The sequence below is a fragment of the Phytohabitans flavus genome (genome assembly GCF_011764545.1).
In the GTDB taxonomy this organism is placed as follows: Bacteria; Actinomycetota; Actinomycetes; order Mycobacteriales; family Micromonosporaceae; genus Phytohabitans; species Phytohabitans flavus.
On the sequence record NZ_AP022870.1, the window covers coordinates 8461259 to 8475917 of the forward strand.

At 71.0% G+C, this 14659-nt stretch carries 9 protein-coding genes, 1 tRNA gene and 4 pseudogenes; 8 read left to right on the top strand and 6 right to left on the bottom strand.

What is annotated here, in order from left to right:
• The first annotated feature begins 86 nt into the window (after positions 1 to 86).
• The 3 genes from Pflav_RS37595 (at position 87) to Pflav_RS37605 (ending at position 3917) form a co-directional block, all read left to right on the top strand.
• A complete protein-coding gene (locus Pflav_RS37595) occupies positions 87 to 1424 on the top strand; it encodes a DUF58 domain-containing protein (protein ID WP_232072788.1) in 1338 nt (445 codons plus the stop codon).
• The gene (locus Pflav_RS37600; RefSeq protein ID WP_173041375.1) at positions 1421 to 1963 is read left to right on the top strand and encodes a hypothetical protein; all 543 of its coding nucleotides are present in this window, start codon (positions 1421 to 1423) and stop codon (positions 1961 to 1963) included. The genes Pflav_RS37595 and Pflav_RS37600 overlap by 4 nt, the downstream gene beginning before the upstream one ends.
• 634 nt (positions 1964 to 2597) lie before the next feature.
• Entirely contained in the window at positions 2598 to 3917 is a 1320-nt protein-coding gene (locus tag Pflav_RS37605) for an NAD(P)/FAD-dependent oxidoreductase (RefSeq protein WP_173041376.1), read from the top strand.
• A 4-nt stretch (positions 3918 to 3921) separates the two neighbouring features.
• Here Pflav_RS37605 and Pflav_RS46715 read toward each other — a convergent pair whose 3' ends face one another.
• Positions 3922 to 4782: a hypothetical protein gene (locus tag Pflav_RS46715; protein WP_232072364.1), complete on the bottom strand. Its 861-nt coding sequence runs from the start codon at positions 4780 to 4782 to the stop codon at positions 3922 to 3924.
• The gene (locus Pflav_RS46720; RefSeq protein WP_232072366.1) at positions 4683 to 5771 is read right to left on the bottom strand and encodes a hypothetical protein; all 1089 of its coding nucleotides are present in this window, start codon (positions 5769 to 5771) and stop codon (positions 4683 to 4685) included. The genes Pflav_RS46715 and Pflav_RS46720 overlap by 100 nt, the downstream gene beginning before the upstream one ends.
• A gap of 96 nt (positions 5772 to 5867) precedes the next feature.
• On the opposite strand from Pflav_RS46720, the gene Pflav_RS37615 reads away from it, so the two are divergent.
• From Pflav_RS37615 to Pflav_RS37625, 3 genes and pseudogenes are all read left to right on the top strand, one after another.
• A tRNA-Leu gene (locus Pflav_RS37615) sits at positions 5868 to 5948 on the top strand.
• A 175-nt stretch (positions 5949 to 6123) separates the two neighbouring features.
• Positions 6124 to 6935 (top strand): annotated as a pseudogene (locus Pflav_RS37620) (Bax inhibitor-1/YccA family protein).
• Positions 6936 to 7018: 83 nt separating this feature from the next.
• Positions 7019 to 7330, top strand: coding sequence for a hypothetical protein (locus tag Pflav_RS37625; protein ID WP_173041377.1), 312 nt, complete (start codon positions 7019 to 7021; stop codon positions 7328 to 7330).
• Positions 7331 to 7426: 96 nt separating this feature from the next.
• Here the strand turns inward: Pflav_RS37625 and Pflav_RS37630 are convergent.
• The 3 genes and pseudogenes from Pflav_RS37630 to Pflav_RS37640 form a co-directional block, all read right to left on the bottom strand.
• A pseudogene (locus Pflav_RS37630) lies at positions 7427 to 8673 on the bottom strand (acetyl-CoA C-acetyltransferase).
• 25 nt (positions 8674 to 8698) lie between these two features.
• Positions 8699 to 9487, bottom strand: a complete 789-nt coding sequence (locus Pflav_RS37635) for an SGNH/GDSL hydrolase family protein (RefSeq protein WP_173041378.1) — start codon at positions 9485 to 9487, stop codon at positions 8699 to 8701.
• A 68-nt stretch (positions 9488 to 9555) separates the two neighbouring features.
• Positions 9556 to 10622 (bottom strand): annotated as a pseudogene (locus Pflav_RS37640) (SGNH/GDSL hydrolase family protein).
• Positions 10623 to 10718: 96 nt separating this feature from the next.
• Here Pflav_RS37640 and Pflav_RS37645 point away from each other — a divergent pair.
• Complete coding sequence (locus tag Pflav_RS37645; RefSeq protein ID WP_173041379.1) at positions 10719 to 11072, top strand: YkvA family protein; 354 nt, start codon at positions 10719 to 10721, stop codon at positions 11070 to 11072.
• A 4-nt stretch (positions 11073 to 11076) separates the two neighbouring features.
• Positions 11077 to 12446: pseudogene (locus tag Pflav_RS37650) on the top strand (cystathionine beta-synthase).
• 1044 nt (positions 12447 to 13490) lie between these two features.
• On the opposite strand, the gene Pflav_RS37655 reads toward Pflav_RS37650, so the two are convergent.
• Positions 13491 to 14435 carry a S1C family serine protease gene (locus Pflav_RS37655; protein ID WP_173041380.1) on the bottom strand — a complete coding sequence of 315 codons (945 nt, stop codon included), beginning with the start codon at positions 14433 to 14435 and terminating at the stop codon, positions 13491 to 13493.
• Between the last annotated feature and the right edge of the window lie 224 nt (positions 14436 to 14659).

Sequence of the window (14659 nt, forward strand, 5' to 3'; positions counted from 1 at the left end):
AGCCGCACGGGCCGGCGATTCGCTCGAGGCCGGCCGCCGCGAGCGCGGCCAGTGAGCGAGACGCGGTGACCGTCCTCCGGCCAGCCGTGCCGGAGGTCGAGCCGAGCGGCGATTTCCTCGACACCCAGCCCGAGTGGGCGCCCACCCGGGCACTTGGGCGTGCCGTGCTGGTGACCGGGCTGCTGCTGATCGCCGGGGTGCTGGCCGGGCGGGTCGACCTGGTGATGCTCGCCATCCCGTTCGCGCTGGGCACCGCCGTGGCGCTGTACCGCCGGCCCCGCGAGCGGCCGAGGATCGCTCTGGACGTCGACGAGGGGTACCTCGTGGAGGGCGCCGAGGCGGTGGCCGCGGTGACCGTCGGCAACCCGGACCCGCCCGCGTATGACCTGGTGGTGGTCCGCGCCCGGATCCCGCGCTGGCTGCGCATCAAGGACGGGGACCGGCCGGTTCTGCTGACCCTCGCGCCGGGCGCGGTCGATCAGGTGGAGCTGCGCGGGACGGCGCTGCGCTGGGGCCGCCACTCGCTCGGCCCGGCCGCCGCACGGGCCGCCGCCTGCGACGGGCTTCTCATCAGCCGGCCGGGCGTCGCCTACCCGAAGGACGTCAAGGTGTACCCGGTCACCGAGCCCTTCGACGCCGACGACGCAATGCCGCGTGCCGCGGGACTGGTCGGTGGCCACCGGTCGCGGCGCCCCGGTGAGGGCGGCGAGCTGGCCGGGGTACGCATCTTCCAGCCCGGCGACCGCCTGCGACGCATCGACTGGCGGGTCTCACTCCGGGCTCGGCAGCTGCACGTGGCCGCCACCCTGTCCGACCGTGACGCCGAGGTGGTGCTGCTGCTCGACGTACTCGCCGAGACGGGTGGCTCCGGCGGCGTCGGCGGCGCCGCCTCGGTGCTCGACACCACCGTGCGGGCCGCCGCGGCGATCGCCGAGCACTACCTGCACCGCGGCGACCGCGTGTCCATGCTGGAGTACGGCAGGTCCGCCCGCCGCCTGCGTCCCGCGACCGGCCGCCGGCAGTACCTGACCGTGCTGGAGTGGCTCCTCGACGTCGAGGCGCAGCCATCCCCGTACGAGCCGTACGACCAGGTCTTCGGCCCACATCTGCTCTCCTCGGACGCGCTGGTGGTGGTCTTCACCCCGCTCGTCGACGGGCGCTCGGCGGAAATGCTCGCCCGGCTGGCCCGCGCCGGCCGCTTCGTGCTCGCCGTCGACACGCTGCCGGAGGGCGTCGCGCCGGCACGGCGCAGCGATTGGACCGATGTGGCCCACCGGCTCTGGCGGCTGGAGCGGGACAACACGATCGGCCAGCTCCGCGAGCACGGCGTACCGGTGGTGCGCTGGGCCGGCGCCGGCAGCCTCGACCTGGTGCTGCGGGACGTCGCGCGGATGGCTTCGGCACCCAAAGGGGCGTTGCGATGATCGGCCGTGCGACGCAGGTACTGTCCCGGGCGACGGCCGGGCCGCTGCTGGCCCGCGTGGGCGTGTTCGCCGTCGCGCTGGCCGCGCTCGTGGTCGCGTTTCCGGCGGAGCTGCGGGCCAGCTACATCACCGGTGTGCTGGTGATCCTGGCCGGCATCGCCGCGATACTCCCGCGCAGCCGCTGGGTCACGGTGACGATCCTGGTCGCGGTCACGGGCTGGATGATCGCCACGATCGGCTACGAGGAGTCGGTCGAGCTGTGGCGGCTTGTCGCGCTGGCCTCGTTCCTCTACCTGACCCACAGCCTGGCGGCGCTCGCCGCGCTCCTGCCGTACGACGCGCGCATCCCGGCCGAGGTCACCGTGCGGTGGCTATCCCGGGCGCTCGCGGTGGTGCTCGGCTCGGCGGTGCTCACCGTACTGCTGCTGAGCGGGGCCAACCTGGGCGGTGAGCGCGACCTGCTGGTGGCCGCGCTGGCCGGGCTCGCGGTGGCGATCGGGGCCGCGACGCTGCTCGCCTCGCTCCTCCGCCGCCGCTGACCGACCCTGGCGCGCACACCCCACACTGCTTAGCCCTCTGGCTGGCCGCCAGACCCCGGATGGTGACGGCGTCCTGAGCAGATTGCGCGAAGAGAACGCGCACCTGAATCCGGTTTACGCCCCAGCGTTGTCGACCTATGCCGCGGATAAAGATCCAAAACCAAGGAAGTCGAGCTACCGCGATGTCCGCGGTGGTCCAGACCGTCGCTCCCGCGGCCTCACCCTTCGCGGTTGGCAAGCTCACCCCTGGGTCGTGGTCGGCCGACCGTGACCTTCGCTGCCAGGTCCGCGGTCCAAGCCCAACCTTGACCTGGCTCGGCGGTTGGGCCGGGGTCCATCCAAGACAGAGACGCGCCCAATAAGGCGCTCGGTTTGCTTGATCGACGCTAGGGCGGACGCCGTCTGGTAGATCGTGGTACTTAGTTGCCCCGGGAGGGGCGGTTGGGTACCACGATCTCTCGCATACCCGAGCGGACCGGGGCAAATATCGTGTCTCGAGAAATCGAACGTGAACCCGACTCTGAAAGATCTCTTGATCATGTGGGCGTAGCCGCCGTCACACCTGTCGTATCGGCGGTCACAGATGCCGGCATGGACCAGGTGTAACGGCGCACACAGGGGAATGATGGAGGTCGTGAGTCCGCAACGGATCCTTGTGGTGGGGGCCGGCCACGTCGGCCTGTACGCGGCCCTTCGGCTGTCCCGGAAGCTTCGGGCGCGCCAGGCCGAGGTCACTGTCGTCGACCCGCAGCCGCACATGACGTACCAGCCGTTCCTGCCGGAAGCGGCGGCCGGAAACATCTCTCCCCGGCACTCCGTGGTGCCGCTGCGTCGCGAGCTGAAGCGCTGCAAGATCGTCTCCGGTGCGGTCACCCGGATCGAGCACAGCCGCAAGACGGCCACTGTGCAGCCGATCATCGGCCCGCCGCTGGAGATCGAGTACGACCAGATCATCGTGGCGCCGGGCTCTGTCTCCCGTACACTGCCGATCCCCGGCCTGCGTGAGAACGGCATCGGCTTCAAAACCATCGGCGAGGCCATCTACCTGCGCAACCACGTGCTCGACCGGCTCGATGTGGCGGCCGCCACGACCGACCCGGAGACCCGCCGGCGCGCGCTGACGTTCGCCTTCGTGGGCGGCGGCTACGCGGGCATCGAGGCGCTCGCCGAGATGGAGGACATGGCCCGCGACGCGCTCAAGTACTACCCGGAGCTGAGCGTCGGCGACATGCGCTGGGTGCTGGTCGAGGCGACTCAGCGGGTGCTGCCCGAGGTCGATCGGGACATGGGTGCGTACACAGTGCAGCAGCTCCTCAATCGCGGCCTGGACATCCGCCTCGACACGCGGCTGGAGTCCTGCGTGGACGGCGTGGTCAAGCTGTCCGATGGGGACAGTTTCGCCTCGGACACGATCGTGTGGACGGCCGGCGTCAAGCCGTCGCCGATGCTCGACGACACCGACCTGCCGCGCGACGACAAGCGCCGGATCAGCTGCCTGCCCACGCTCCAGGTGGTCGACGGCGACAAGGTTGTCGAGGGCGCGTGGAGCGCGGGCGACTGCGCGGCGGTCCCCGACCTCACCGGCCCGCCCGGCACCTTCTGCTCGCCGAGCGCGCAGCACGCGGTGCGCCAGGCGGCGCGGATGGCCGACAACATCCGCGCGGTGATCCGGGGCAAGGAGCCGGTGCCGTACAAGCACAAGCACGCCGGCAGCGTGGCCAGCCTGGGCCTGCACAAGGGCGTCGCCCAGGTGTACGGCATCAAGCTCAAGGGCCCGATCGCCTGGTTCATGCACCGGACGTACCACGTGAGCCGGATCCCGTCGTTCAACCGCAAGGTGCGCGTGGTGATCGACTGGACGCTCGCCTTCTTCCTCAAGCGTGAGGTGGTGGCGCTCGGCCAGCTGCACGACCCGCGAGAGGAGTTCACCGAGGTAACGCCGCGGGTGGGCTAGCTAGCTAGCCCACCTTCCAGGTCCAAGCGTCGGCGATCTTGGTGCTAGGACCGTAGAGCGCCTCCAGCGTGGCCACCAGGTCCTCGTGGTGCGGCTGGTCCGCGGCCACGGCTACGCAGGAGGCGCCCCAGAACTCGACGTCCTCGCGCGCCTCCCGGCGCTGCGGCTCGCCGATCTCGGGGCGCCCGCCCTGCTTCGCGACCAGCGCCAGCAGCTGCGAGGTCGGCTGCTTGTACGTGCCCATCGACGCCCGACCCTCCCGGCCGTACGGCGCGATGAAGAAACCCTCGGGGACGCCGAAGTCCGTGTTGGCCGCCGCCGCCCACCTCATCGGCCACGGCTCCGGCGGCGTCGGCAGGGGTACCGGCACGAGCACGCCACCCGGCTCCACGCACTGCCGCCAGTACCCACCGCTAATGAACTGCGGCAGCGGCGGGCGGTCCTCCGTGGGCAGTGGCTTGGGGAAGATGGCGAGCAGCGATACGACGACCGCGGCCGGCACGAGCAGGCGCACCGGCCGGGACACGTGCGCCCGCGCCCTGTCGAACGCCACCACCAGCAGCGTCGCCACCAGCGGCAGCAGCGTCAGCGCGAAGCGCATCGGGAGCGCGCCCTCGACGACCGGCAGCCCGACCAGCGCGAGGTACGGACCGGGGATGGTCGTGCGCTCTCCGTCGATCACCAGCTTGGGCCCGAGCGCCAGCCAGGCCATGACCACCCCGGCGGCGGTGATCGCGCGGACCAGCGGCTCTCGGACCAGCCAGATCACGCAGCCGGCGGCGACGAGGACCAGGGGCCAGCCGAGGAACGTGTTGTACTCCGCGGACCCCGTGGAGAGCCGGGCCGACTCCTCCGAGCCGAGCACCGAGAGCGGGGAGATCGCGGTGAAGCTGGCCAGGTCGGCGGAGAAGAAGTGCGCGCTGAAGACGCCGTTGGGCACGCTCCCGGGCCCCGGAACTGGAACCAGAGCGGGTAGATCAGCGCCGCGCCGGACACGCAGACCGCGATCATCATGCCGGCCACGAACTTCGGTAGCACCCGGCGGGCGTAGTCGCGCCGGGCCAGCGCGTACCCGATCGCCAGGACCACCATTGTCACGGCGGTGAGGAAGAGGACCTCCTCGCCGATGAAGACCTGGACGATCACGACGGCGGCCAGCCAGAGCGCGGAGGTCACCACCCGGCGGCGGTCGACCCCCTCCGGCCGGGCGGCCGGGTCGGCGGCCCGGGCCAGCCGGATCACCAGCCACACCATCACCGGGACCAGCCACTGGGCGGTCATGTGGAGGTGGCTGTTGTTCTGCGAGACGATGCCCGGCCCGAAGCCGCACAGCCAGGCGCCGAGCGCCGCCGCCAGCCAACTCCCGCCCAGGACGCGGGAGAAGAAGAAATACCAGGCGATCGCGGTACCGGCGAGGCTCGTCCCGGCGATCAGCGCGAACGTCACGGGTACGCCGAACGCCAGCGTGACCGGCGTGAAGACCGTGCCAAGCGCGATCACCGTGGTGTTGTTGAGCAGGTTGACCCCGTCCGGCGCGTTGAGCCGGTCGGTCAGCAGCCCCCAGTCGCCGAAGGCGAACTTCGTGTCCGCGGCCAGAAACCACTCGTAGAGGGTCTGGTCTTCGGGGTTGAGGGCGAGCACCCGCCCATTCGGGTTGGGCCAGAGGCCGTGCGTGACCCAGCCGGCGAGCGCGACGAAGGCGAGGCAGACCGCCACGTCCCGCCCGTGTGACCTGGCCAGCGCCGCCAGTCTGGTCCGCAACGAGCCGATCGCCTCGGCGGTGCGGGAATTGGCCGGAGTGCTGGCATGTGCCTGGCCGTTGGCGGATTGCGCGGCGCGGGCTGTGCTGGTCACGGCCTCGACCCTAGTGCCCACCGTAGTGTCCGGGTGCGCCCCGGTGGGCGTCGACCGGCTACCGTGGCATTCTGCGCGACATTTGCACCTGCGTCGGCCCGGGTGGTGGAACGGCAGACACGGCCGCCTTAAAAGCGGCTGCCGCGAGGCATGCGGGTTCGAGTCCCGCCCCGGGCACAATTCGATACGCGATGGCCGCCGCGGTGCTGGATCAAGTCCCGGCGGCGTCCGCCCAGGGCATAAATACAATCGCGTGCCCAGGTCCGACGCCGGGCTCCCTGTTTGTCGTGATTGGCGTTTACCCTTGGTAGGGCACGAAGCTGTGCACCAACCCCTGTCAGGGAGGCTTGACGTGAAGACAACCAACCCGGTGCTGGCGCGGCTCGGCCAGGCGGCCGAGCGCGAGCGGGCCGCCGGGTACGCGCCGGTCGGCCAGTACGGGCAGCCCGGTTACGGCGGACCGTACCCGACGACCGATTACCCGGCCGCTCCCCCCACTGTGCGGCCGATGTCCGTCGACGACGTTGTCGTCAAGACCGTCACTCTGCTCGGCATCGTCGGCATCTCCGCGGCGGGCGCCTGGGCGCTGGTGCCCGACGCGCTGACCGGTGCGGCCTGGATCGGCGCGGCTGTGGTCGGTCTCGTTCTCGGTCTGATCATCTCCTTCGCCCGGATGGCCAACCCCGCGCTTGTCGTGGCCTACGCCGTCGTCGAGGGCGTCTTCGTCGGCATGGTGAGCAAGACGTACGAGTCGTTCTACGACGGCATCGTGCTCCAAGCGGTCACCGCGACGTTCGGCGTCTTCTTCCTCATGGCAATGCTGTACAAGCTCCGCGTGATCCGGGCGACCCCCGGTTCATCCGCGGTGTCGTGGCCGCGATGGCCGGCCTCTTCGCCGTGATGCTGATCAACCTCGTGCTCGCGCTGTTCGACATCAACACCGGACTGCGTGACGGCAGCCCGCTGGCGATCGTTTTCAGCCTCGTCTGCATCGTGGTGGCCTCGCTGAGCTTCGTGCTCAGCTTCCACGAGGTCGAAGAGGGCGTGCGGATGGGCCTGCCGCAGCGCTACTCCTGGGTGGCCGCGTTCGGCATCCTCGTGAGCCTCATCTGGCTCTACCTGGAGATCCTGCGCCTCCTCAGCTTCCTCCAGGGCGACGACTGACGGGTTTAGCGGTTGCGAGGGCGTCCCCGGGCTTCCGGGGACGCCCTCGCCGTGTCCGAGGCGTGTGTGAAAAGGAGCGTGGCGTGGACCTGCGGCGAGCGGTTGACCTCTTCGTCAGCCAGACCGGGCACTGGACGGCTTCTCGCTGGGTGCAGCCGGCCGGGCCGGCGGGGACCCGGGGTGACCTGACCCATGGGCTCGTGCAGCGGATCGCCGACCGCGCCGCTGACGCCGAGGGCGAGCCGCGCCGCCCGGTGCCGCGCCTGGTCGCCGACCCGGCGCTCACCGACCAGCTACGGGTGGTGGCCGCCGACCTGATCGCCGCCGCCCCGCCCGAGGACGTCAGCGCCGCGGCGGTCGCCGACGTCGAGACGGTCCGGGCCGCGCTCAGCTAGGCCTCCGGGTTGTGAAACCGCGAAGGGTGAGGCCGCGGGAGCAGCGGTCTGGACCACCGCGGACATCGCGGTAGCTCAAATCCTGAAATTGATCTTTTAGCTGACCCGCTCCAGGACCATGGCCATGCCCTGGCCGCCGCCGACGCACATGGTCTCCAGGCCGATTGTCTTGTCGTGCCAGTCGAGCGCGTTGAGCAGCGTGCCGGTGATCCGTGCGCCGGTCATGCCGAACGGGTGGCCGACCGCGATCGCGCCGCCCATGACGTTCAGCTTCTCCAGCGGGATCTCCAAGTCGCGGTAGGACGGGATCACCTGTGCCGCGAACGCCTCGTTGATCTCGACCAGGTCGACGTCGTCGATGGTCATGCCGGCCCGTTTGAGCGCCTGCTTCGACGCCTCGACCGGGCCCAGCCCCATGATCTCGGGGAGAGCGCGGTGACCCCGGTGGAGACGATCCGGGCCAGCGGCGTGATGCCGAGGTCGCGGGCGCGCGTCTCGCTCATCACGACCACGGCGGCGGCGCCGTCGTTGAGGGGGCAGCAGTTTCCGGCGGTGATCCGGCCGTCCGGGCGGAAGACCGGCTTCAGCGCCGCGACGCCCGCCAACGTCACGCCCGTGCGCGGCCCGTCGTCGGCGCTGACCACCTCGCCGGACGGGAGGGTCACCGGCGTGATCTCGCGGGCCCAGAAGCCGTCCGAGATCGCCTTCTCCGCGAGATTCTGGCTGCGTACGCCGAACTCGTCCATGTCCTCGCGGGTCACGCCCTTGATCTGGGCAAGGTTTTCCGCGGTCTGCCCCATCGCCAGGTAGATGTCGGGCAGGTCGCCGCCGTCTCGCGGGTCCTCCCACACCGGCGCGCCGGCCTGTGTCCGCTCCGCCGAGCGGGCCCGCGCCTTGTCGTAGCGCGGGTTTTCCCAGCCGCCGCCGACGAGTGCCTGCGCCTCGGACGGCAGCCCGTCGGAGCTGCCCCGCGCGTACCGGGAGACGCACTCCACGCCCGCCGAGATGAAGACGTCGCCCTCGCCAGCGGCGATCGCGTGGAACGCCATCCGGGTGGTCTGAAGCGACGACGCGCAGTACCGGGTCAGCGTCGCGCCGGGCAGCCGGTCGTACCCGAGCAGCGTGGCCACCACGCGGGCCATGTTGAAGCCCTGCTCGCCGCCGGGCAGGCCGCAGCCGAGGTAGAGGTCGTCGATCTCGGCTGGGTCGAGCTGGGGCACCTTGTCGAGCGCGGCGCGCACGATCGTGGCGGCCAGGTCGTCGGGGCGTACCTCCCGCAGCGAACCCTTGTGTGCCCGACCAATGGGGGAGCGGGCGGTGGCGACGATGACGGCGTTCGGCATACCGACACCGTACTTGCCGGTAACTTCAGCGGGACGTAGGGACCGCGGCCCGGATCACGGCCGGGAGCAGCGCGTGCGCCCACACCCGGTAGCCGTCGGCGGAGGGGTGGAAGCCGTCGTAGCAGAGCGTGCCCGCGTCGGCCCGGAACACCGCGCCCGTCTCGTCCGCCAGGTCGACCACCGTGCCGCCCGCCGCGCGTACGGCCTTGGCCTGTGCCCGAGCCATCCGCCGCCCCAGCCACCCGGTGACCTGCCGCAGGGGCGGGGCGATCGCGCGGACCGCACCGAGGTCGGGACACGTGCCGACCACTACCTCGACACCCGCGTCGCGCAGCCGCCGCACGGCCGCGCCGAGGTAGGCGGCCGATTCGGTGGGTCGACGCAGGGTGGTCGCGTCGATGGCCCCGATCAGGATCACCACCACGTCGGGGCGGCCGCCGAGCAGCGCCCGCGCGACCTGGGTGGCCAGATCCGTGGCACGGGAGCCGGACACGCCCACCGAGGAGAGCTGGACGTGCCGCGGGGGCAGGGTCTGGGTGCCGTCGGCGAGCAGCGTGGCGAGCTGGCCACCGACGGTGTCGGCGAGCTGCTCGACACCTACGCCGAGGGAGGAGGAGTCGCCCATCAGCACCAGCCGCAGGGGCGGGGCGCTGTCGGGACCCATCGTCGTGCGCAGCGCCAGCCCCATCTCCGGCTGGGCGTACCGCCGGTTGCGTGCGATCACCGCCTCGCCGGCCAGCAGTGCCGCGCTGCCGAGCGTACCGGCGACCAGCGTGATCACCGTCGCGCGGCTCAGCTGTCGCGCCGTGGGCATGCCGTGGTCCCCTCCTTCTGGTTGAGGTGGTACCCGCCCGCCCGCGGGTTGTACCACCGCCGCCCCGTTCAATCTCGCTCGTGGCCGCCGGGGACGGACCGTTCTAAGCGTACGGCGGTATCGATCGTGGTCTCGGGATCTCCCGGGCGCGGGTGGCCGAACCACGCCGAGCGCCGCCGAAGCCGCGCCCACCGCCCCGCCGGACCGCGGTCACGGCCGGCCACCTGTGCCCCACTGACCTCGGTGCCAGGCTGGCGGGCAGCCTCCTGCGCGGCCTGTGGCAGCGACCGTACGCCCTCGTCGGGCGCGAGCACCTGGCGCCGCTCCTCGGCCGTGCCCAGGGCCGCCAGCACGGTGGGAAACAGGGCGGACGCCGCCACCGCGTACCCGTCGGCGGACGGATGGAAGTGGTCCCACGAGAAGAGCCGGGTGGGGTCGGCCGTGAAGCGGGGCCGAGCAGGTCGCCGAGTGACACAGTCCAGCCACCGGCCTCGACCACCGCCATCGTCTGCGCGGTCGCGAGCTGGCGGCTCCAGTGCCGGGTCAGCCACCGCAGCGGCGGCTTGATCGGCCGGATCGTGCCCAGGTCGGGGCAGGTGCCGACGACCACCTCGGCGCCGGCCGCGCGCAGGTCCCGTACCGCGTTGACGAGATAGCGCACGGAAGTGCTGGTGGGCACGCGGTGGGTGACGTCGTTGCCGCCCACCAGGATGATCGCGAGATCGGGCTGGACCTCCAGCGCGGCCTCAACCTGGCGGCCGAGCCCGACGGACGTCGCGCCCACCACGGCGAACCTGTGCAGCCGTACCGGCCGGCGCAGCCGCCGGGACACACCTGCGGCGAGCATGGCGCCGGGCGTCTCGCGCGGCCGGTGCACCCCGTACCCCGCGGCGGAGGAGTCGCCGAGCACCACCATCGTGATCGGCTTCCCGCGCAGCCGCGGGCCGTAGACCCCGTCACCGCGCGGCGGCGGCGCCTCGGCCTGCGGGATCACCCGGCGGGCCGCCTTGGCCTGGCCGAAGAGCACGCCAGCGCCCACCGCCACGGCCGCACCGGTCATGCCGGCACCGACCGCCGTCACCTTCGCCGCGCGCCGCGCGCCGCGCAGCCACGGATCGTCCCGTCTCGGACTCATCAGCGCCCCCGCCGCCGTATAACCCCCTGAGGCTTACGAGGTTATCGCGGCGTGACGACACGCTTGGGGTTTGTCAGCGCGGGGCACACTGGGCCAATGGGTAGGACCTTGAACCGCACGGCGGCGTTCACCGCGCTGGGCCGGGCGCTGACCGCGGGGGCGCGGGGTGGGCCGTCGCTGGGCGCGCGCCTGGCCGCCCTGCCGCGCATGATGTGGGCGACGTTCACCGGCCGCTACGACGGCGGGATGCGGCTGGCTCTGATGGCGGCCGCGACGGCGTACGTGGCATCCCCGATCGACCTCGTCCCCGAGGCGGTCCTGTTCCTGGTCGGTCTGATCGACGACGCGGTGGTGGTCGCCTGGTTGGCCGGTGCGATCCTGGCGGAGACCGAGCGGTTCATCGAGTGGGATGCCAGGCGACGGAGCGTCGTCCCCGGGCACGTAGTCTGACCAGGTGCGCTACTACGACAACGTCGTCGAGTTGATCGGCAACACCCCGCTGGTCAGGCTGCGAAACGTTACCGCCGGCATCCAGGCGATGGTCCTTGCCAAGATCGAGTATGTGAACCCGGGCGGCTCCGTTAAGGACCGCATCGCGCTGAAGATGGTCGAGGAGGCCGAGGAGGCCGGCCTGCTCAAGCCGGGCGGCACGATCGTCGAGCCGACCAGCGGCAACACCGGCGTGGGCCTAGCGCTCGTCGCCCAGCTGCGCGGGTACCACTGCGTGTTCGTCTGCCCCGACAAGGTCAGCCAGGACAAGCAGGACGTGCTCCGGGCGTATGGCGCGGAGGTGGTGGTCTGCCCCACCGCGGTCGCCCCGAGGACCCCCGGTCGTACTACAACGTCTCCGACCGGCTGGCCCGGGAGATCCCCGGCGCGTGGAAGCCCAATCAGTACGCCAACCCGGCCAACCCCCGCTCGCACTACGAGACCACCGGCCCCGAGCTGTGGGAGCAGACCGACGGGCGGATCACGCACTTCGTCACGGGCGTGGGCACCGGCGGCACGATCTCGGGCGCGGGGCGCTACCTCAAGGAGGTCTCGGGCGGCGCGGTGCGGGTCGTCGGCGCTGACCCGGAGGGCTCGGTGTACTCCGGCGGCACCGGCCGGCCGTACCTGGTGGAGGGCGTCGGCGAGGACTTCTGGCCGGAGACGTACGACCGCGGGATCTGCGACGAGATCGTCGAGGTGTCGGACAAGGCGTCGTTCGAGCTTACCCGGCGGCTGGCCCGCGAGGAGGGGCTGCTGGTCGGTGGTTCCTGCGGGATGGCGGCCCAGGCGGCGCTGGAGGTGGCCCGCCGAGCCAAGCCGGACGACGTGGTGGTCGTACTGCTGCCGGACGGCGGCCGCGGCTACCTCTCCAAGATCTTCAACGACGAGTGGATGGCACGGTACGGCTTCCTCGACAGCGGCGGTGCGGAGCCGACCGTGCTGGACGCCCTGACCGCCAAGCCCGGCGGGATGCCGTCGCTGGTGCACGTACATCCGACCGAGACGGTCCGGGACGCGATCGACTACATGCGCGAGTACGCGGTCTCCCAGCTCCCCGTGCTCAAGGCCGAGCCGCCGGTGGTGACCGGCGAGGTGGCCGGCTCGATCGCGGAAAAGGATCTGCTCGACGCGCTCTTCACCGGCCAGGCCCACCTGCACGACACGATTGAGCGCCACATGGGCCCGGCGCTGCCGATGGTCGGCGGCGGGCAGCCGGTGAGCGAGGCGGTGCGCCTGCTGGAAAAGTCGGACGCGGCGCTGGTGCTCGTGGACGGCAAGCCCCAAGGCGTCCTGACCCGCCAGGACCTGCTCGCCCACCTGGGCGCCCGCTAGCGACCAATCCCAAGACAGAAGATTTGAGCTACCGCGACGTCCGCGGTGGTCCGGACCGCTGCTCCCGCGGCCTCACCCGCCGCCGTCCACAACCCCGCCGCGAGGCCGCCGCCGCATGCTCCCGACCAGTCGGGGCCGGATCAGATTCGATCAGATCTTGGTGTGGGACCGGGTGGTCCCACACCAAGATCCGCTGCCGCTGCCGAGCGGGGCCTGCCCCGGGCGCCCGGAAAGGGTTTGCGGTAATCGCTGAGGGCCTGAGGGCCTGGCGCGCGGACGGGACGAAACAGATCGCGGTATTTGTCGGCCCTTCGGGCACCTGCATATAACGATCCGTTTCATTAGCAGCGCCAAGGCGCCGATCATGGTGCTTGGTTGCGGATTTCCCTTGATCGCGCGCAAGCGGCATCGTCTCGCGCTGCGATCGTGGCGAATAATTGCCTCTCCAGAGCCTGTCGCAAAATTGCCCAACTACAGCGTGTGTCGAGAAAAACACGGCTGTGTCCGCCGCTGGCCGCCGAACGGCGGCCGGCGAGGGTCAACGAGACCCTCATTTCAAGCGAATCTGGCGATTCTGCGACAGGCTCTCCAGGGGCGGTAAATCGCCACGGACGATTAGAGCGCCCATTGATCAAGGACTTGTCCTTCGACGGGCCCGCCACTAACGACCCGTGGCAGAGGCGCAATGCGCAAGCTTGAGGGGAGCGGCCGGAGCGACGAGCTCACCTCAACTTCGACAGGTCTAGAGATCTTTCGGGGTCGAGGTGATCCCTGTTGTTGCGGTGCCGCGCGGCTCGGGCGGTTTTGTGAAGACTAATTGCTGTTCTGGCAGCAATTAGTCTTCACGATCCGATCGACGCGCAACCGCGCGCCCCTCATGTCGTGCGCATCTAGCGATTCTGCAACGGGCTCTAGAAGGGGCGGTTTTTATCGCGATCTGCTGGTGGGCGGGTTGTGAAACGCGGAGGGTGAGGCTGCGGGAGCAGCGGTCCGGACCACCGCGGACATCGCGGTAGCTCTGAACTGTTTTCTTGAATTGATCCCTTAGTGCCCCAGCTCCGCTGGCACGGTCACGACGTCGACGAGTGCGCCCTTGCGGAGCACGGTGAGCGGTAGGCGGGTGCCGATCGCCGGGCCGAGCATGAGCCGCTGGAGCGCCTGGACGTTGGAGACCGGGCTGCCGCCGGCGGAGAGGATCACGTCGCCGAGGTAGATCCCCGCCACGCCGGCGGGGCTGCCGGGCACGACTTCGACCACGCGCAGGCCCACCTTCTGGCCCAGCCGCTCAGCCAGTCCGGGCTGGAGTGGCATCGGCACACCGGCCACGCCAAGCCACGCCCGGCGTACCCGGCGGTTGGCGACGAGCTCGCCGATGATCTGGCGGGTGGTCGAGTTGATCGGGACGGCGAGACCCAGGCCGTAGCCGGCGACCGCGGTGTTGACGCCCACCACCCGGCCGGCGGAATCGGCGAGCGCGCCGCCCGAGTTGCCGGGGTTGAGTGCGGCGTCGGTCTGGATCACGTCGTCGATCAGCCGCATGTTGCGGCCGTCGCGGGCCGGGATCGACCGGCCGAGGCCGGACACCACACCTGCGGTGACCGAGCCGGCCAGGCCCATCGGGTTGCCCACCGCGACGACGAGCTGTCCGATCCGTAGCCCGTCGGCGTCGCCAAGCTCGGCCGGCGGTGCGCCGGTCGCGTGCGCGCGGAGGACGGCGAGGTCGGAGAGCGGGTCGGCGCCGACCACGTCGAACCGCGTCTCCAGGCCGTCGCTGAAGGTCGCCGTGCCGCCGGTCGCGCCGGCGACGACGTGTGCGCTCGTGAGAAGGAATCCGTCATCGGTAAAGGTGACCGCCGAACCGGCGCCACCACCACGCGCGGTACGTACTGCCAGGGCGGCCACGCTCGGTAGCACTCGCTCGGCCACACCGGTGACAACCTGCGAGTACGCGTCGAGCGCCGTCCGCTCGGCTTCGCGTTCGGTACTCATGAAGCTGGTAACGCCGGCCCTGGGCGGCCCATGCCCGGGCGGCATCCGCTCTGAGCGAACGCCCCAAAAGTGGCAATCTGGCCGTGTCGCACAGGCTGTCCGATCAAGGTCCTTGCGCACCACGTTGACTAAGCGTGGCTCCCGAAAGGGGGACGGACGGAAATGTTCAGCACTGACCACACGGACATCTTCAGACTTCTCACCCGCGGTTGACGCCGACGGTG

Coding starts and splice junctions, on each gene's coding strand:
- Pflav_RS37600 (WP_173041375.1), top strand. CDS start 1,421: ATGATCGGCCGTGCGACGCAGGTACTGTCCCGGGCGACGGCCGGGCCG.
- Pflav_RS37635 (WP_173041378.1), bottom strand. CDS start 9,487: ATGCCCACGGCGCGACAGCTGAGCCGCGCGACGGTGATCACGCTGGTC.
- Pflav_RS37645 (WP_173041379.1), top strand. CDS start 10,719: ATGGGTAGGACCTTGAACCGCACGGCGGCGTTCACCGCGCTGGGCCGG.
- Pflav_RS37655 (WP_173041380.1), bottom strand. CDS start 14,435: ATGAGTACCGAACGCGAAGCCGAGCGGACGGCGCTCGACGCGTACTCG.